The following is an 18097-nucleotide window of genomic DNA, read 5'->3' as shown; positions in this document are numbered from 1 at the left end:
CTTATTTCTCTTTCTCGGTCAGCATGTAGCCGACGCTGCGCACGGTGCGGATCAGCTTCTCCGCCTCCTTCAGGGCCTTGCGCAGGCGCAGCACGTGGACGTCGACCGTGCGTTCCTCGACGGCGGCGGCATCGCCCCACACCTTATCGAGCAGCTGGCTGCGCGAGAACACGCGCTCGCGGTGCGCCATCAGGAACTTCAGCAGGCGGTATTCCGCGTTGCCCATGTCGAGCTGGCGGCCGTTCAGCGTGACGGTGCAGCTGGCCGGGTCCAGCGTGACCTCGCCCGCCGACAGCGGCGCCTCGGCCAGGTGCGGGCTCTTGCGCCGCAGCAGCGCTTTCGAGCGCGCCAGCAGCTCGCGCGGCGAGAACGGCTTGGTGACGTAGTCGTCGGCGCCCGTGTTCAGGCCCGCGATCTTGTCCTCTTCCATGCTCTTCGCCGTCAGCATGATGACGGGAATGTCCTGGAAATCGCGGTCGCCGCGCAGGCGCGACAGCAGGCGCAGGCCGCTCTGGTCGGGCAGCATCCAGTCCAGCAGCAGCAGGTCGGGCCGGCCGTGCACGATCGAATCCCAGGCCGCCGCCACGTTGCCAGCGGTACGGATCTCCCAGCCCGTCTCGCGCAGCGAATAACTCACCAGTTCGACGATCGCCGGCTCATCCTCGACGATCAGTACGCTCGTGTTCGACGCCATCGATTACCCTTCGCTCCGCTCGCTCACCGCGGGTTTGCTATGGCGGATGTCCTTGCCCTCGACCACGTAGATGACGTATTCGGCGATGTTCTTGGCATGGTCGCCGATGCGCTCGATGGCCTTGGCCACCCACAGCGTGTCCAGCGCCGACGAGATCGTGCGCGGGTCTTCCATCATGAAGGTGATCGAGTTGCGCAGGATGGTGCGGAACTCGAAGTCGATCACGTCGTCCTGGGCGATGATCTGGACGGCCGCCTTGCCGTCCAGGCGCGCGAACGCGTCCAGCGCGTCGTGCAGCATGTCGGCAGTGGCGCGCGAGATGGTACGCACCACGTCGTAGTGGTTGAAGCTGACCATGCCGCGCTCGTGCAGGCCCTTGGCCGTGCGCGCGATCTTGGTGGCCTCGTCGCCGATGCGCTCGAGGTCGGTGATGACCTTGATCGTGGCCATCACGGTGCGCAGGTCGTTCGCGGCCGGCTGGCGGCGCACGATCAGGTGGCTGCAAGCGTCGTCGAGCTGCACCTCGAGCTGGTTGACGGCGTGGTCGTCCGCCATCACCTTGTCGGCCTGCTCGGCATTGTTGACGCGGAACGCCTCCAGCGCTTCCTCGAACTGGGTTTCCACCATGCCGCCCATCAGCAGCACTTTCGAACGGATACCTTCGAGCTCCTGGTCGTACTGCTTGGAAGAGTGATCGCCTACCATGTCTTCGTGTCCTGTCAGATATTGTTATGTTACCGCATCAACCGAAGCGGCCGGTAATGTAGTCCTGCGTCTCTTTACGGGCAGGGTTCATGAACAGCTGGTCCGTCTCGCCGAATTCGACCAGCTCGCCCAGGTACATATAGGCGGTGTAATCCGAGCAGCGCGCGGCCTGCTGCATGTTGTGGGTGACGATGGCGATCGTGTAGTCGCCCTTCAGTTCGCTGATCAGTTCCTCGATCTTCGACGTCGAGATCGGGTCCAGCGCCGAGGTCGGCTCGTCGAGCAGCAGCACGTCCGGCTTGACGGCGACGCCGCGGGCGATGCACAGGCGCTGCTGCTGGCCGCCGGACAGCGACAGGCCGCTCTTGTTCAGCTTGTCCTTGACCTCGGTCCACAGCGCGGCCTTCTTCAGCGCCCATTCCACGCGCTCGTCCATCTCGCCCTTGGACAGGTTTTCGTACAGGCGCACGCCGAAGGCGATGTTGTCGTAGACCGACATCGGGAACGGCGTCGGCTTCTGGAACACCATGCCGATCTTGGCGCGCAGCATGTTCACGTCGACGCCCGGGTCGAGGATGTTGCGGCCGCCGTAGACGATGGCGCCCTCGGCGCGCTGGCCCGGGTACAGGTCGTACATGCGGTTCAGCGTGCGCAGCAGCGTGGACTTGCCGCAGCCGGACGGGCCGATGAAGGCCGTCACCTGCTTGTCGTGGATGTCCAGGTTGACGTTCTTGAGGCCCTGGAATTTGCCGTAGTAGAAGTTCAGGCCCTGGATCTCGATGGTCTTGGCCTTCGGCTTGCCCTGGTTCGATGCGGAGGTCGCAGTGCTCATGGTGGCGGTCGGGATCGCGGTCTGGATGGTAGCGTTCATTGTCGTTGTCTTCGGTAGCGATTACTGCGGAGTCTTCTGGCGGAACGCGGTCCGCGACAGGATGTTCAGGGCCAGGACGCTGAAGGTGACGAGCAGCGCGCCGCCCCAGGCGATCGATTGCCAGTCTTCGTACGGGCTCATGGCGAAGCGGTAGATCACCACCGGCAGGTTGGCCATCGGCTGGTTCAGGTCGGTCGTGAAGAACTGGTTGTTCAGCGCGGTGAACAGCAGCGGCGCCGTTTCGCCGGCGATGCGGGCCACGGCCAGCAGCACGCCCGTGACGACGCCAGCTTTCACGGCGCGCAGGCGCACCATCAGCGACACCTTCCAGCGCGGCGCGCCCAGCGCGAACGCGGCTTCCAGCAGGCTGTTGGGCACCAGGTGCAGCATGTTGTCGGTGGTGCGCACGACCACGGGAATGGCGATCAGCGACAGCGCGATGGTGCCCGCGTAGCCGGAGAAGTGCTGCACGTTGGCCACGTACAGCGCGTAGACGAACAGGCCGATCACGATCGACGGGGCCGACAGCATGATGTCGGTGACGAAGCGCGTCAGCGCCGCGAACTTGTTGTTGGCGCCGTACTCGGCCAGGTAGATGCCGGCCAGGATGCCGATCGGGGTCGACACCAGCGTCGACAGGCCCACCATCAGCACGGTGCCGAAGATGGCGTTGCGCAGGCCGCCTTCGCTGCCCGGCGCCGGGGTGTCAAGCGAGAACAGGTTGCTCGACAGCGCGCCGAAGCCGTGCACGAGCAGGGTGAACAGGATCCAGGCCAGGAAGCCCAGGCCGATGGCCATGGCGACGATGGACAGCGTGATGCCGATGCGGTGGCCCAGCAGGCGGCGACGGTAGACAGGATTGACGGTGGTTTGCATTATTTTGCCCCTTCCTTGCGGGCCATACCCACGAGCATCAGTTTGGCGGCCGACAGCACGACGAAGGTGATCGCGAACAGGATCAGGCCCAGTGCGAACAGCGAGGACACGTGCAGCGGCGAGCTGGCTTCGGCGAATTCGTTGGCCAGCGTGGAGGAAATCGAGTTGCCCGCTTCGAACAGCGACAGCGAGATCTTGTTGGCGTTGCCGATCACGAAGGTGACGGCCATCGTTTCGCCGAGCGCGCGGCCCAGGCCCAGCATGACGCCGCCGACGACGCCCGTGCGGGTGTACGGCAGCACGATCTTGCGCACGACTTCCCACTTGGTGCAGCCGAGGCCGTACGCGGATTCCTTCAGCACGGCCGGCACGATCTCGAACACGTCGCGCATCACGGAAGCGATGAAGGGAATGATCATAATGGCCAGGATGATGCCGGCGGTCAGTACGCCCAGGCCCATCGTGGGGCCCTTGAACAGGGGGCCGATGAACGGCAGCACGCCGATGGTGTTCTTCAGCAGCGGCTGGACGTGGTCGCCGAAGAACGGCGCGAACACGAACAGGCCCCACATGCCGTAGATGATCGACGGCACGCCGGCCAGCAGTTCCACCGCCATGCCCATCGGGCGGCGCAGGAAGGCCGGGCAGATCTCGGTGAGGAACAGGGCGATGCCGAAGCTGACGGGAAAGGCGATGGCCAGGGCGATGAGCGAGGTCACCAGGGTGCCCGTGATGGCGATCAGCGCGCCGAACTTGTCGTTGATGGGATCCCACTCGCTGGTGGTGACGAAGCCGAGGCCGAATTCGCGGAACGCAGGCGCCGCGCCGATCGCCAGCGAGATGATGATGCCGACCAGCACCAGCAGCACCGATGCAGCGAACAACAGGGTGATCTTGTGGAAGAAGAAGTCCTGGATGCGCTGGGTGCGCATGGTGTTGCGCAGGGCAACGTTCCTGGCTTCTTCCTGCTGCGCGGCCTGGGCGGCGGCGTTATCGGCAGCGATCGCGGAGTGTGCGTTCATATGTTTGTTCAATTTATTACCCGGAAGCAAAAGCGCGCCGCCCCCACCTCCCCCGACCTCTCGCCGGGAAAGGTGGGAGCAGCGCTACCCACGGATGGGGATGTCGATTACCAGATCGCCTTGCCCGAAGCGTCCTTCAGGTTCGATTTCCAGGCGGCTTCCACCAGCTTGGTGACCGAATCCGGCATCGGCACGTAGTCGAGGTCGGTGGCTGCGGCATCGCCGTTCTTGAAGGCGTACTCGAAGAACTTCAGGACTTCCTTGCCCTTGGCGGCGTCGGCCTGCGACTTGTGCATCAGGATGTAGGAAGCGCTGGTCAGCGGCCAGGCGGTCTTGCCCGGCTGGTCGGTCAGGACCACGGCGAAGCCTGGTGCCTTGGCCCAGTCGGCGTTGGCGGCGGCGGCCTTGAAGGCGTCGTCGTCCGGCTGCAGGAAGGCGCCGTCCTTGTTCTTCAGCTGGGTGTGCGACATCTTGTTCTTCTTCGAGTACGCCCATTCGACGTAGCCGATCGAACCCTTGATGCGCTGGACGTTGGCGGCGACGCCGTCATTGCCCTTGCCGCCCACGCCGACGACCCACTTCACGGCGGTACCGGCGCCGATCTTGCTCTTGAAGTCCGGGCTGGTCTTGGACAGGTAGTCGGTGAAGATGAACGAGGTGCCCGAGCTGTCGGCGCGGTGCACGACGGTGATGTCTTCCGCCGGCAGCTTGACGCCCGGGTTCAGGGCGGCGATGGCCTGGTCGTTCCACTTGGTGATCTTGCCCAGGTAGATGTCGGCGACGACCGGACCGGTCAGCTTCAGCTGGCCCGGGGTGATGCCGTCCAGGTTGACGACGGTGACGACGCCGCCCATGATGGCCGGGAACTGCATCAGGCCGGCTTCATCCAGCTCGGCGGCCGCCAGCGGCATGTCCGATGCGCCGAAGTCGACAGTCTTGGCCTTGATCTGCTTGATGCCGGCACCCGAACCGACCGACTGGTAGTTCAGGCCGTTGCCCGATGCCTTCTTGTACATCTCGGCCCACTTGGCGTAGATCGGATACGGGAAGGTGGCGCCGGCGCCGGTGATATCGGCGGCCAGGGTCGCGGTGCTCGCGAAGGTGGCGGTGGTGCCGATGATGATGGTGGCCAGCAGTTGCTTCATGCGCATATCAAGTCCTTTGGTTAGGGTGTGAGACGTTTGATGCTGCGCAGTGTAGCCATTGAATATGACGGCTTTATGACAGGCGTGACATATTCATATGACGCCTCTTTTATCATGCACCAAGCCTGGAAAAGCGTGTCACACGCTTGCCGCCAGCATGTCACATTGATCCTTTCATGAGCAATTTCCCCCTATGACAGAGCATTCGCTGCGCATGAAAAAAGGCCTCTTGTAAATACATGGCCGTCTGCTACTGTGAAAGCGTGTCGGTCACCAAGGGAGGATGCGCTCAACGGCGTCGGAACGTCATGCTGGTCAGTCTATTCATTACAGGAGTGCTGGGGGGAATTGCCGGCCTGCTTCTCTGCGACGTCATCGGAGAGGCGCGCGGAAGCCGCGGCAAGCTGAGAGATCGCTATCACGAATAGCAGGTAGGGCCAGGAGCCCGATATGGAAAGCGGCGCCGCCCCGCGAAGGACGACGCCGCTTTTTCGTGGCCGCCGGGCGGTGACGGTTCAGCGCAGGAAGCGCGTGAGCTGGCTCATCGCAGCCAGGTCCAGGTGCAGGAACTGGAACCCGACCTTGAATTCCCCGTGGCTGAGGATGGAATACATGACCTTGCTGCGCGCTTGCAGGGGCACCGACTTGCCGTCGACCAGCAAATCGAAGCTGACGAGGCCCGCCTGCCCCGCCTGCAGCGGATTCGGAACGGTGATGCTGACGCCATTGGCGCCGATGTCGGTGGTATGGCCGAGCACGGGGGGCCGGCCCTCCATCGCGACGATGGCCTTGACCTTGAAGATCTTGCGGGCGGATTGCCTTTGTTCTGTCACTTTAATACCTTGGAGCAATTTTTAAACGAGGACAAAGTATAGGCCCAACAAGCCAATTCGTCAGTCGAGCTCGCGCAACTTGCTGAAGGCTTCGTCGATGCGTTCGACGGCGACGATCGTCATTCCTTCAATCTTTTGTTTTGGCGCATTCGCCTTCGGCACCATCGCAATCGAGAAGCCCAGCTTGGCGGCTTCGCGCAAGCGCTCCTGGCCGCGCGGCGCCGGCCGGATCTCGCCGGCCAGGCCGACCTCGCCGAACACGACCAGGCCACGGGGCAGCGGCTTGTTGCGCATCGATGAATTAATGGCAAGCAGCACGGCCAGGTCGGCCGCCGGTTCCGCGATCTTGACGCCGCCCACCGCGTTGATGAACACGTCCTGGTCGAAGGCGGCGATGCCCGCGTGGCGGTGCAGCACGGCCAGCAGCATGGCAAGGCGATTCTGCTCAAGCCCAACGGACAGGCGGCGCGCGTTCGGCAGGTGGCTGGCATCGACCAGCGCCTGCACCTCGACCAGCAGCGGACGCGTGCCCTCCTGCGTCACCATCACGCAGGAACCGGGCACCTGGTTGTCGTGCTGGGACAGGAACAGGGCCGACGGGTTCGACACCCCTTTCAAGCCTTTTTCCGTCATCGCGAACACGCCCAGCTCGTTGACGGCGCCGAAGCGGTTCTTGATGGCGCGCACCAGGCGGAAGCTGGACTGCGTGTCGCCCTCGAAGTACAGCACCGTGTCGACGATGTGTTCCAGCACGCGCGGCCCCGCCAGCGCGCCCTCCTTCGTCACGTGGCCGACCAGGATGATCGTCACGCCTGTCTGCTTGGCCACCCGCGTGAGCTGGGCCGCGCATTCGCGCACCTGGGACACGGAACCCGGCGCGGACGTCAGGGCATCCGAATACAGCGTCTGGATCGAGTCGATGACGGCCACTTCCGGCTTGACGTCGGCCAGCGTGCCGAGGATTTTTTCCAGCTGGATCTCGGCCTGCAATTTGAGGTCCTTCGCCTCGACCTGCAGGCGCTTGGCGCGCAGCGCGATCTGGGCGCCGGATTCCTCGCCGGACACGTACAGCGTGTTGCGGGTGGCGGCCAGGTTGGCCAGCGCCTGCAGCAGCAGCGTCGACTTGCCGATGCCGGGATCGCCGCCGATCAGCACGACGCCGCCCGCGACGAGGCCGCCGCCCAGCACGCGGTCGAATTCCTCGATGCCCGTGCCGAAGCGGGGGACGTCGATCGCCTCGATGTCGGACAGCGACAGCACGGGCGCCGTCTGCGCCAGCGCCTTGTGGTGGGTGGCCTGCGACATGCGGTTCAGGCCCTGGGACTCGACCTGCTCGGTCATCGTGTTCCAGGCCTTGCAATCGGTGCATTGGCCGGTCCAGCGGCTGGCGACGCTGCCGCAGTCGCTGCATACGAAACTGGTACGTGGTTTTGCCATGGTTCCTATTGAGATAATAGTGGGCACGTGGTGCCCACACTACGACATACGCTTGACCGCCAGGGTCTGATGCTTGCGTAGGGTGGGCACCACGTGCCCACCAGACGCGCGCTCAGTCGCAACCGAGGCGGTTTTCCGTGACACGCACGCGCGGGGCCAGCGCACACATCAATTCATAGCCGATCGTGCCGGCCGAATGGGCGACCTCGTCGATCGGCAGGCCATCGCCCCACAGCGTCACTTTGCAGCCGACGCCGGCATTCGGCACGGGGGTCAGGTCGACCGTCATCATGTCCATCGACACCCTGCCCACGAGCGTCGTGCGCACGCCGTTGACCAGCACGGGCGTGCCGTGCTCGGCATGGCGCGGATAGCCGTCGGCATAGCCGCAGGCGACCACGCCCACCGTCATCGGCCTGTCGGCCTGGAAACGGCTGCCATAGCCGACGCTGTCGCCGGCCTGGATGTGCTGGACGCCGATGATCTCGGACTTCAGCGTCATGGTCGGCAGCAGGCCGTAATCCTTGGCCGTGCGTCCGCCCGGCGTTCCGCCGTACAGCATGATGCCGGGACGCACCCAGTCGCTCTGCAGCTCGGCGTTCAGGCCGCCCAGCAGCCCGGCCTGGTGCAGCACGCCGCCGGAATTGGACAGGCTGCGCTCGCCTTCCAGGCCGTCCGCCCCCATCTGGAAGCGGCGCACCTGCTCGGCGATGCCCAGGCGCGGATGCTCCAGTTCGTCCGAGTTGGCGAAGTGGGTCATGTGCGTGATGCTGCGGATCCCCGGAATCGCGCGCAGACGCTTGTAAGCGGCGCGGTAGTCTTCCGGATCGAAGCCGAGGCGGTTCATGCCCGTGTTCATCTTGAGGTGCACGTCGATGGGGCGGTACAGCTGGGTGTATTCCAGCATCTTGATCTGCTCGATGCAGTGCACGGTGCTATTGATATTGTGCTCGGCCAGCAAGGGGATGTCCGATGCGTCGAAGATTCCCTCTAATAAAAGAATCGGCTTGATCCAGCCGAGCTCGCGCAAGCGCAGCGCGCCTTCGGTCTCGATCAGGGCCAGGCCGTCGGCCTGGGCGAAGCCGCGCATGCCGCGTTCGAGTCCGTGGCCGTAGGCATTGGCCTTGACCACGGCCCACAACCTGGACATCGGCGCGCACGCGCGCGCCTGGTTCAGGTTGTGTTGCATGGAGTCAAGATGGATGGTGGCTTGCAGGGGACGTGGCATGGGGAACAGATGGTGGCGCTGGGCCGTAAACGAAAGGACTATTTTACCTCCGGCAGTGAAACGCGGTATTGTCGATTCCTTGGGTGCAGCGTTCTTTCATGGTATAAAGCAACCCACACTTAGTTTTGTAGAACGTCTCGAATGAATCGTGGTTTTTATACCATCATGGCGGCGCAGTTCTTCTCGTCGCTCGCAGACAGCGCGCTATTGTTCGTCGCGATCGATCTGCTGGCGGCAATGCATGCGCCGCCATCGCTGATTCCGCTGCTGAAACTGTCGTTCGTCCTGTTCTACGTCCTGCTGGCCCCCTTCGTCGGTGCATTCGCCGATTCGATGCTGAAGGGCCGCGTGATGTTCATCGCCAACCTCATCAAGATCTTCGGCTGCGGCCTCGTGTTCGCCGGCATCCATCCGCTGATGGCCTATGCCGTCGTCGGCTTCGGCGCGGCCGTGTATTCGCCGGCCAAGTACGGCATCCTGACCGAGCTGCTGCCGCCGGAAAAACTCGTCGTCGCCAACGGCTGGATCGAAGGCCTGACCGTGCTGTCGATCATCCTCGGCACCGCGTTCGGCGGCGCCCTCGTCAGCCCGCTGGGCGGCGCCTGGCTGCTGGACCACGTGTCCGCGCTGCACAGCGTCATTTCCACGCCGAGCCAGGCTTCGCTGGCCGTGCTGATCGGCGTGTACGTGCTGGCCGCCCTGTTCAACCTGGGCATCCCGGACACCGGAGCCCGCTACGACCACCAGGAACGCAACCCGTCCAAGCTGATCGCTGACTTCGCCACCTGCTCGGCCACGCTGTGGAAGGACAAGCTGGGCCAGATCTCGCTGGCCGTCACCACGCTGTTCTGGGGCGCCGGCGCCACGCTGCAGCTCATCGTCATCAAGTGGGCCGAGCGCTCGCTGCAGCTGCCGCTGGACAAATCGACGAGCCTGATCGGCATCTTCGCGCTGGGCGTCGCCGCCGGCGCCGCGGCCGCCGCCAAGATCATCCCGCTGCGCAAGTCGCTGACCGTGATCCCGCTGGGCATCGTCATGGGCCTGGTCGTGACCAGCATGACCCTCGTGCACTCCGTGATGGTGGCGGTGCCGCTCCTGATGATCATCGGCTTGCTGTCCGGCTTCTTCGTCGTGCCGATGAACGCCCTGCTGCAGCACCGCGGCCACGTCCTGATGAGCGCCGGCCACTCGATCGCCGTCCAGAACTTCAACGAAAACCTGTCGATCCTGACCATGCTGGCCGTGTACGCCATCATGATCACGCTGAACCTGGACCTGAACATCATCATCGTCCTGTTCGGCATGTCGCTGGCCGGCATCATGTACCTGATCGGCCGCCGCCACGCGGCCAACCAGCGCGAGCACGATTCCCTCGCGCTGATCGGCGAGCACAAACACTAACCTGCTTCAAACCGGGGTCAGAGCCGGGGTCAGAGCCCGGTTTTTGGCAATTTCTTCAGCGCCAATTCGGGGTCAGAGCACTTTTTCGTGCAATGGATCCCGGCTCATGATGTGACGCTGGCCGCTTCGCGTCTCGGGCTACAGCGCGCACGGCCGATGCCGGACTTGCCATCAGAACCATTTCTTCAAAATGTGCTCTGACCCCGAATTTTCCGCGAAATGTGCTCTGACCCCGAATTTCGGGGGCGAATTCAAGGGTAGAGGCGTGCGCCGGCGCGTTCGCGCCAGTCGTCGGGGACGATGAAGCCGCGTTCGAATTCGACGATGCGGCCCGGCTGCTCGTCGACCAGCGCCACCAGCACCGGCGCATCGGTCGCCGCGAAATGGTCTTCCAGCGCGGCGCGCAACTGCGCCTTGTCCAGCATCCAGGTGGCCGACGCGGCGCAGAACGGCGGCAGCCATTGCAAGCGCGGCAGCACGAGGAAGCGCTCGGCGTCGAGGCGCTCCAGTTCGTCCAGCGCGCACCAGAAACCGCGGCAGTGCCCGGCCCCGATGCCGCGCGTCTCGATATACTGTCCCAGCGGATAGAACAGCCAGCCCTTGACGAGCGCCTGGGCCAGGCTGACGGGCCGCGGCAGCAGTTCCCGCGCGGCCGGATGGCTGCCCAGCTGCAGCTGGCGATCGAACACCTTGCGCATCTTGCGCCCCAGGCTGTCGGCCAGGTTGGGGCCGACGAAGGTGTCGAAGCTGGCGGCCAGGTCCCCGTGCACGCCGTCCTGCAGCAGGTAGAACTTGGTGGCGAACTCGATGTGCACGGCGCCCTCGCGGCCGTCGTCGAGCAGGAAGTCGAACTCGCCCACCGTGTCGTCGCGGGCGGCGCGCACCTGCAGGCCGTGCGCGAGCAGGCGGCCCTGCTCGGCGAAATAAAAGGCCATCAGCTTTTCCGCGTACAGCCCGAGCCGCGTGATCATCTTGGTGCCGAGGACGGCGTCCAGGCGCGACGGGTCGGCATCGACGGCGGCCAGCCAGCGCGCCGTGTTGGGCGACACGGGCCCCAGCGTGGCGATGCGCCCCTCCCAGTGCGGATCGTGGATGTCGAGCAGGTCGGGCGCGTCCAGCAGCCAGGCCAGCGCGCGCACCCGGGCGCGCCGCAGGTGGCCCCAGCGGCGCGCGAAGACGGCCTGGTAGTTATCGGGCCGGGCCCGCACCGCTTCCCTTTTGCGCGGCCCGCGCCCGGCACAGGTCGGCCCAGGCCTGGGCCTTGTCGCCGCCGCGGCGCAGCAGCTCGCCCGGGTGCAGCGTGGCGACCAGGCTCACCTGGCCCTGGCCCTCCACCTGGCCCTGGCCGTCGCCCGCGCCCCCTCCGATGGCGAGCGCATGCACGCTGCCGCGCGCGCTGGCGAGCGGTTCCTGCAGCGGCCGGCCCAGCAGCGTGTTCGCCGCGATCTGGCCGAGGGTCAGCACCGTGTGCGCACCCGTCAACTGCGCCTCGCGCTCCAGGTAGGGACGGCAGGCCGCCGCTTCCGCCGCAGTCGGCGCGCGCTCGCCGCCGTTCGGCGAGGCCGGACGGCACTTGATCAGGTTGGTGATGTAGACGTCGCGATCGCGCCCCATGCCCACCGCGGCCAGCATATTGTCGAGCAGCTTGCCCGGGTCGCCCGCCAGCGGCAGGCGCTCGCGGTCGTCGGCGGCCGTCGACGCGCCGGCGGCGACCAGCCAGCGTGCCCGCTTCGCCCCAGTCCCCGGCACCGGGGCGCGGCCGTCGCGGCAGGCGCTGCAGCGGCGGCAGGAAGCGATGGCGACGGCCAGCTGGTCCCAGTCCATGCGGGCGATTTCCTCGGGACTGGCGTCGGCCGGCAACGCGGCGTCGTCCCAGGCCGAATCGACGTCGGCGGGCGCTTCCGGCACGGGTTCCAGCGCGGAAGCCGACTGCGCCACGCGCTGCAGCGGACGCGGTCCCGGCGGCGGCGCCGGTGCCGGTGCCGAATCCGGCTCCGGCGCGGCCTCGGGAGCCGCAACGCGCGCCTCGGCTTCGGCAACCTCGGCCGCTTCGATCTCGGCCTCGGCCACAGCCACATCGCCATCGTCCTCGGCCACGGCAGGCGCCGCGGCCTGCCCCGCCGACGTGCGCAAGGTCCACAGCGGCCCCAGGCCCATCTCGTTCAGGAAGACGACATCGCGGTCGGAAAATCCATTCATAGCGCAATCCTCATCACGATCGCATCCTCGCGCCGGCCTTCGTGCGCCGGGTAATAGCCCTTGCGGCGCCCGATCTCCTGGTAGCCATAGCGCCGGTAGACGTGCAGCGCGCGCTCGTTCGACGGGCGCACCTCGAGCAGGATCGATTCCATGCCCTGGCCGCGGGCACGGGCCGAGATGCGGTCCAGCAGGTAGCGGCCCAGGCCCGTGCCGTGGCGGTCTCCGGCCACGGCCACGTCCAGCAGGTGCGCTTCGTCGAGCGCGTACATCAACAGGAAATAACCGGCCAGCGCGCCTTCGACATTGTCCTGCGCGGCCTCGCGCAGCACCCAGCAATCGTAGCCGCTGGAGAGCGAATCGACGAAGTTGGCGCGGCTCCACGGATGCGGGAACACGCTGCGTTCGAGCGCGTGCACGGCATCGATGTCGTCCACGACCATCGGCCGCAGCGCCAGGCCGGCGGCGACCGCGCTCATGGCTCGCCGGCCTTGGCCGCGTTGATCGCCTGGCGCTCGGCGCTGGTGTAGGCGACCTTGTTGCGCAGGTACAGGGGCTGGGCCTCGTCGGCCGGCACGGCGCGGCCCGCGGCCAGCGCGGCGGCGCCCAGCACGGCCAGCTCGCGCGCGTGCGGGAGGATGTCGGCGTGGGCGGCAGCGGCGAAAGCGCGGCCCGCGAAGGCCTCCGGATAGGCGGAGAAACCGTTGCCGCAGGCGGCCAGGCCGTCGACGGCCTCGGGCACCACGGCCTCCGGCGCGCCCAGCGCGGGCGCGCACACGGTTTCCCAGGCGCCGGTCCAGCGGTACTGGGCCCAGTACACCTCGTTCATGCGCGCATCGAGCACGGCCAGCACCTCGGTGGCGCCCGTGCGTGCGCGGCAGGCCTCGGCCATCGCTTCCAGCGTCACCAGCGGCAGCACGGGCAGGCGCGCGCCGAAGGCCAGGCCCTGGGCCACGCCGCAGGCCGTGCGCACGCCCGTGAACGAACCGGGACCGGCGCCGAAGGCGATGGCGTCGCAGTCGGCAAGCGCGATGCCGGCCTCGCACAGCAATTCCTGCACCATCGGCAGGACGGATTGCGAATGGGTGCGCACGCCGGAGGATTCGCGCGCGGTGACATGCGCAGTAACGTCGATATCGGTTCCAGAGGCGCGCAACAACGCGCAGGAGGCCAGCTCCGACGAGGTTTCGATGGCAAGAATGATAGGCATGGCGTATTTTAACCCGCCGGCGGCGCCGGCAAAAAGGCCGGGGAGGATGCCGGATCGGCCGGACCGTTGTAAAATCCGGCCATGTCCAGCATTACCCTCGAGCCCGATACCCGCGACCAGGTCGCCGCCGCCCTGGCCGGCGACCGCTGGATCGTCGCCTGCCTGTGCGCCGCCTGGTGCGGCACCTGCTCGTCCTACCGCGCCGGATTCGATGCCCTGGCCGCGCGCCATCCGGACAAGACCTTCGTCTGGATCGACATCGAGGACCAGGCCGCCACCGTGGGCGACCTCGACGTCGAGAACTTCCCCACCCTGCTGCTGCAGCGCGGCGACGACGTCGCCTTCCTCGGCACCATGGTGCCCGATCCGAACGTGGCCGACCGGCTGATCCAGGCCCAGGCGGCGCTGCCCGCCGAGGAGCTGGCGCGCCACGCCGCTGCCCAGCCGGAGCGGCAGGCGTCCAACCTGCGCATCCTGTTCGCCAACGCCGGCGAGTAGGCACGCGTTCGGTGGGCATGTGATGCCCACCGCGTGCGGCCCGCGACCTCAAGCCGTGCCGTAACCCCGCTCGTCCGCCGGCGCCCGCCCCCAGTCCTCCAGCACCTTGTCCGCCGCCACCGGCTTGCCGTACAAGTAACCCTGCGCCAGGTTGCAGCCGTGGCGCAGCAGGAAGGCGGCCTGCTCGCTCGTCTCCACGCCTTCCGCGATCACCGACAGGTTCATGCTCTTGCCCAGCTGGATGACGGCGATGGCGATCGCCTCGTCGTTGGCGTCGCTGTTGGCGCCGCCCGTGATGTCGCGGATGAAGCTGCGGTCGATCTTCAGCGTCTGCACGGGCAGCTGCTTCAGGTAGGCGAGCGAGGAGTAGCCGGTGCCGAAGTCGTCGATGGCCAGGCACACGCCGATCGCGTGCAGGTCGTTGATGTACTGGAGCGCGTCGCCCGTGTTCATGATGACCGACTCCGTCACCTCCAGCTGCAGCCGCGCTGGAGACAGGCCCGTGTCGGCCAGCACGCGCGCCACCTGCGGCGCCACGCTGCCGCGGTCGAACTGGCGGCCCGACAGGTTGACGGCCATCTTCGGCACCGACAGGCCGGCCCGTTCCCAGCGCACCATCTGGCGGCATGCCTGTTCCAGCACCCAGTCGCCGAGCTGGCCGATGAAGCCGATGTCCTCGGCCAGCGCCACGAAGCGCGACGGCGGCACCTGGCCCAGCTCCGGGCTGGTCCAGCGCACCAGCGCCTCGACGCCGATCAGGCGGCCGCTGTCGATCTCCACCTGCGGCTGGTAGGCCAGGCCGATCTCGTCCTTCTCGATCGCGCGGCGCAGCAACGCTTCCAGGCGCAGGCGCTCGACGCCCTCGCCTTCCATCGACGGCAGGTACAGCTGGTAGCCGTTGCGTCCGCGCGCCTTGGCCTGGTACATCGCCAGGTCGGCATTCCGGATCAGCATGTTCAGGTCGGTCGCATCCTGCGGGAACAGGCTGATGCCGACGCTGCCCGTCACGAACAGCTCGTAGTCCGAGACCAGGATCGGGCTCTCGAACAGGCGCATCAGCTTTTGCGCGACGAGGCCGGCGCCGTCGGCACCGTCGACGTCCTCGAGCAGCACGATGAATTCGTCGCCGCCTAGGCGCGCCAGCGTGTCGCCCTCGCGCAGGCAGCCGGCCAGCATGCCCGCCACCTGCTTGAGCAGCTCGTCGCCGACGTGGTGGCCGAGGGTGTCGTTGACGTTCTTGAAGCGGTCCAGGTCGATGAACATGACGGCCAGCTGCCGGTCCGCGCGCGCGGCGCGCGCCATCGCATGCTGCAGGCGGTCGTGGAACAGCAGGCGGTTCGGCAGGCCCGTGAGCGGGTCGTGGTGGGCCAGGTGGTCGAGCTGGGCCTGCGACTGGCGCACGCGGGTGATGTCGCTGAACACGCACACGTAATGGGTGACGGCATCGCGCTCGTCGCGCACGGCCGATACGGTCAGCGACTCGACGTAGGCCTCGCCGTCCTTGCGCAGGCTGCGCAGCTCGCCGCGCCAGAAGCCGCTCTCCTCGAGGTCGCGCCAGATCGCCTCGTAGGTGCCGTCGGCGTCGCCCTTGTCGCGGCCCTCGCCGTTGCGGGCCAGGCGCGACCAGCCGCCCACCTTGTCCGCTTCCGTGTAGCCGGTGATGCGGGTATAGGCCGGGTTGATGGCGACGATGCGTCCCTGCGGGTCGAGCACCATCGCGCCGTCGGCGATGTGCTCCAGCACCGTGGCCCACAGGCGCAGCTTCTCTTCCGCCGCGCGGCGCTCGCTGACGTCGGCGAACACCCAGATGCTGCCCGCGTCCGGCTGGTCGGGGTCGAGCATGCGTCCGCTGACCATGCACCAGAACAGGCTGCCGTCGCCGCGCCGGAACTGCAGTTCGCCCGTGAAGTCGCGGCCGGCCGTCAGCACGGGCATGCTGGCCGCCGCGCCGCGCTCGTAGTCTTCCACGGTGGGGAACAGCACGGCCAGCGAATCGCCGACCAGGTCGCCCTCGCGGTAGCCGAACAATTCGTCGAAGCGGCGGTTGGTCGAGACCACGTGGCGCTCGCGCACGTGCAGGATGCCGAACATGACGTTGTCCAGCACCGCGCCCTGCTCGGCCAGCAGGCCCTCGATGCGCATCTCGTTGTATTTGCGCTCGCTGATGTCGGAGATGATCCCGTCGATCCAGGAACCCTCCTCGCCCAGCGCCGGCCGGCCGCTCTCCAGCACCCAGCGCTCGATGCCGTGGGCATCGAGGATGCGGTATTCGATCGCATACGCGCATTGCGCCTGCACGGCTTCGCCCACCAGGCGCCAGTAGGTGCGCCGGTCCTCCGGGCAGATCAGGTCGACCCACCGTTCCGTGCTCTCGCCGATGAAGCGCCGCGCCGGGTAGCCGGCAATGGTTTCGATGGCGTCGCTGACGAAGTCGATGGCGCCGCCCGCGCGGGCGCGGAACACGGCGCCCGGCACCTGGGTCACGATCGAGCGGAAGCGCTCCTCGCGCCGGCCGATGTCCTGGAACAGTTCGCCGATGGCGATGCGCATGCGCTCCAGCTGGCGGCCCAGGCGCCCCAGCTCGTCCTGGGCGGTGAGCACCAGCGGCGCGTCGAACTTGCCGCGCGAGAGACGGTCCGAAAAACTCATCAGGCTGCGCAGCGGGGCCACCAGCCGGTGCTTGAACAGCAGGACGATCAGCAGCAGCGACACGGCCAGCTGCCCGGCCAGCACCATCGCGTAGCGCCACTGCTTGGTGCGCAGCGCCTCCCGGCTGCGGCTGTCGTCCAGTTCCACCAGCACGTGGCCGATGCGCTGGCCGCGCGCCACCACGTCGCGCCCGGCGCGCAGCACGCGGCCGGCCGGGGCCACGGGCGTGCGCTGGTCGATCACGACGGCGCCGTCCTGGGCCTGGACGGCCACGCGCAGCACGGCCGGATCGCGCATCAGCGAATCGACCAGCGGACGGGCGGCGTCCGGATTCATGTTCCACAGCGGTTCCTGCATGCCCAGCGCAAGGATTTCTGCGTCGCGCTGCAGCGTGTCGTCCAGCGTGCGCTCCGCTTCGCGCTGTTCCTGCACGCCGATCAGCAGGTAGCCGCCCACCAGCGCCGGCATGGCCAGGCCGGCGAACAGCATCAGCAGCAAGGCGCCGACCAGCGAGCGGCCGTACAAGCGTATGAGGCGCGACGGCAAGGCCCGCAGGGCAATCCGGGAAATGGCATCCTTGATGGGCATAGGCAGTAAAGTGTGCTTCCGGCGAACGAAATGTTGCCACAAATCAAATTTAATTGTTCGAAATCGGATTATGCACGTGATTATTGCCAATAGTCACCAAGTTCCCGTGACCGGCGCGGTATTCGCCGCGGAACGTGTCCGTCCAGCCACGCCCGCGGGCGGCCCGCCTGCCGGCAGGCTGCGCCAGGCCTTGCTATCATTGCCACCTTTTCTACACAGGAGTTGAACGATGACGATGTCCTTGTACGGTACCTCGGTGCCCGTGTTCCGCCAGATCCTGGGCAGCCTGGCCGCCATCCTGGCCAAGGCCGAGGCCCATGCGGACCTGAAGAAGATCGATCCGGACGCGCTGCTGCAGGCGCGCCTGTTCCCCGACATGCTGCCGCTGCTGCGCCAGGTGCAGCTGGCCACCGATTTCGCCAAGGGCGCGGCAGCCCGCCTGGGCGGCGTCGAGGTGCCGCGCTACGAGGACGTGGAAACGGACTTCGCCGGCCTGCAGGCGCGCCTCGAGAAGACCCTCGCCTTCCTCGACACCGTCCCGCGCGAGGCGATCGACGCGGGCGGCGAGCGCGACATCGTGATCGGCACGGGCGAGAACCAGCGCCGCTTCAAGGGCGCTGCCTACCTGGTGCACTATGCGCTGCCGAACTTCTACTTCCACGCCACCACCGCCTACGACCTGCTGCGCCACAACGGTCTGGAAATCGGCAAGCGCGACTTCATCGGAACGTATTGAACATCGCG

At 66.8% G+C, this 18097-nt stretch carries 17 protein-coding genes; 3 read left to right on the top strand and 14 right to left on the bottom strand.

The annotated features are described in order from the left end of the window. Position 1: 1 nt before the first annotated feature. The 9 genes from ACI1V7_RS14375 to alr all read right to left on the bottom strand — a co-directional run bounded on the left by ACI1V7_RS14375 (position 2) and on the right by alr (position 8811). Positions 2-694, bottom strand: a complete 693-nt coding sequence (locus ACI1V7_RS14375) for a response regulator (protein WP_290415475.1) — start codon at positions 692-694, stop codon at positions 2-4. 3 nt (positions 695-697) lie between these two features. Continuing rightward, positions 698-1399 (bottom strand): phosphate signaling complex protein PhoU, encoded by a 702-nt coding sequence (phoU, locus tag ACI1V7_RS14370; protein WP_404532439.1) that lies wholly within the window; start codon positions 1397-1399, stop codon positions 698-700. Positions 1400-1436: 37 nt separating this feature from the next. Then, positions 1437-2231 carry a phosphate ABC transporter ATP-binding protein PstB gene (gene pstB, locus ACI1V7_RS14365; protein ID WP_404532533.1) on the bottom strand — a complete coding sequence of 265 codons (795 nt, stop codon included), beginning with the start codon at positions 2229-2231 and terminating at the stop codon, positions 1437-1439. A 60-nt stretch (positions 2232-2291) separates the two neighbouring features. Continuing rightward, complete coding sequence (gene pstA, locus ACI1V7_RS14360) at positions 2292-3146, bottom strand: phosphate ABC transporter permease PstA (protein WP_404532438.1); 855 nt, start codon at positions 3144-3146, stop codon at positions 2292-2294. Continuing rightward, positions 3146-4078 (bottom strand): phosphate ABC transporter permease subunit PstC, encoded by a 933-nt coding sequence (gene pstC / locus ACI1V7_RS14355; protein ID WP_404532532.1) that lies wholly within the window; start codon positions 4076-4078, stop codon positions 3146-3148. Before pstC ends, pstA begins: the two co-directional genes overlap by 1 nt. A 197-nt stretch (positions 4079-4275) precedes the next feature. Further along, complete coding sequence (pstS, locus tag ACI1V7_RS14350; RefSeq protein ID WP_404532437.1) at positions 4276-5319, bottom strand: phosphate ABC transporter substrate-binding protein PstS; 1044 nt, start codon at positions 5317-5319, stop codon at positions 4276-4278. Between the two features lie 509 nt (positions 5320-5828). Then, positions 5829-6146 (bottom strand): PilZ domain-containing protein, encoded by a 318-nt coding sequence (locus ACI1V7_RS14345; protein ID WP_404532436.1) that lies wholly within the window; start codon positions 6144-6146, stop codon positions 5829-5831. Positions 6147-6206: 60 nt separating this feature from the next. Continuing rightward, on the bottom strand, positions 6207-7583 hold the full coding sequence (gene radA / locus ACI1V7_RS14340) for a DNA repair protein RadA (RefSeq protein ID WP_404532435.1): 1377 nt from the start codon (positions 7581-7583) through the stop codon (positions 6207-6209). Between the two features lie 112 nt (positions 7584-7695). Continuing rightward, complete coding sequence (alr, locus tag ACI1V7_RS14335) at positions 7696-8811, bottom strand: alanine racemase (protein WP_404532434.1); 1116 nt, start codon at positions 8809-8811, stop codon at positions 7696-7698. Between the two features lie 141 nt (positions 8812-8952). Between alr and lplT the strand changes: the two genes are divergently transcribed. Beyond that, a complete protein-coding gene (gene lplT, locus ACI1V7_RS14330; RefSeq protein ID WP_404532433.1) occupies positions 8953-10212 on the top strand; it encodes a lysophospholipid transporter LplT in 1260 nt (419 codons plus the stop codon). Positions 10213-10463: 251 nt separating this feature from the next. Here the strand turns inward: lplT and ACI1V7_RS14325 are convergent, their stop codons facing one another. The 4 genes from ACI1V7_RS14325 to tsaB are packed head-to-tail and all read right to left on the bottom strand — an operon-like array spanning position 10464 to position 13618. After that, positions 10464-11420 (bottom strand): DUF1853 family protein, encoded by a 957-nt coding sequence (locus tag ACI1V7_RS14325; RefSeq protein ID WP_404532432.1) that lies wholly within the window; start codon positions 11418-11420, stop codon positions 10464-10466. After that, positions 11401-12411: a uracil-DNA glycosylase gene (locus ACI1V7_RS14320; RefSeq protein ID WP_404532431.1), complete on the bottom strand. Its 1011-nt coding sequence runs from the start codon at positions 12409-12411 to the stop codon at positions 11401-11403. The genes ACI1V7_RS14325 and ACI1V7_RS14320 overlap by 20 nt, the downstream gene beginning before the upstream one ends. Then, positions 12408-12887 (bottom strand): ribosomal protein S18-alanine N-acetyltransferase, encoded by a 480-nt coding sequence (gene rimI / locus ACI1V7_RS14315; protein ID WP_404532430.1) that lies wholly within the window; start codon positions 12885-12887, stop codon positions 12408-12410. Before rimI ends, ACI1V7_RS14320 begins: the two co-directional genes overlap by 4 nt. Next, a complete protein-coding gene (tsaB, locus tag ACI1V7_RS14310) occupies positions 12884-13618 on the bottom strand; it encodes a tRNA (adenosine(37)-N6)-threonylcarbamoyltransferase complex dimerization subunit type 1 TsaB (protein ID WP_404532429.1) in 735 nt (244 codons plus the stop codon). The genes rimI and tsaB overlap by 4 nt, the downstream gene beginning before the upstream one ends. An 81-nt stretch (positions 13619-13699) precedes the next feature. Between tsaB and ACI1V7_RS14305 the strand changes: the two genes are divergently transcribed. Continuing rightward, the gene (locus ACI1V7_RS14305) at positions 13700-14116 is read left to right on the top strand and encodes a thioredoxin family protein (RefSeq protein ID WP_404532428.1); all 417 of its coding nucleotides are present in this window, start codon (positions 13700-13702) and stop codon (positions 14114-14116) included. A 48-nt stretch (positions 14117-14164) separates the two neighbouring features. On the opposite strand, the gene ACI1V7_RS14300 is transcribed toward ACI1V7_RS14305, so the two are convergent. Then, complete coding sequence (locus ACI1V7_RS14300; protein WP_404532427.1) at positions 14165-17353, bottom strand: EAL domain-containing protein; 3189 nt, start codon at positions 17351-17353, stop codon at positions 14165-14167. Positions 17354-17582: 229 nt separating this feature from the next. Between ACI1V7_RS14300 and ACI1V7_RS14295 the strand changes: the two genes are divergently transcribed. Then, a complete protein-coding gene (locus ACI1V7_RS14295) occupies positions 17583-18089 on the top strand; it encodes a DUF1993 domain-containing protein (protein ID WP_404532426.1) in 507 nt (168 codons plus the stop codon). Positions 18090-18097 lie beyond the last annotated feature (8 nt).

Source organism: Massilia paldalensis, from assembly GCF_044901715.1.
GTDB lineage: Bacteria > Pseudomonadota > Gammaproteobacteria > Burkholderiales > Burkholderiaceae_D > Telluria > Telluria paldalensis.
Note: the sequence above shows the minus strand (reverse complement) of the source record. Positions and strands in the feature narration are given on the sequence as shown.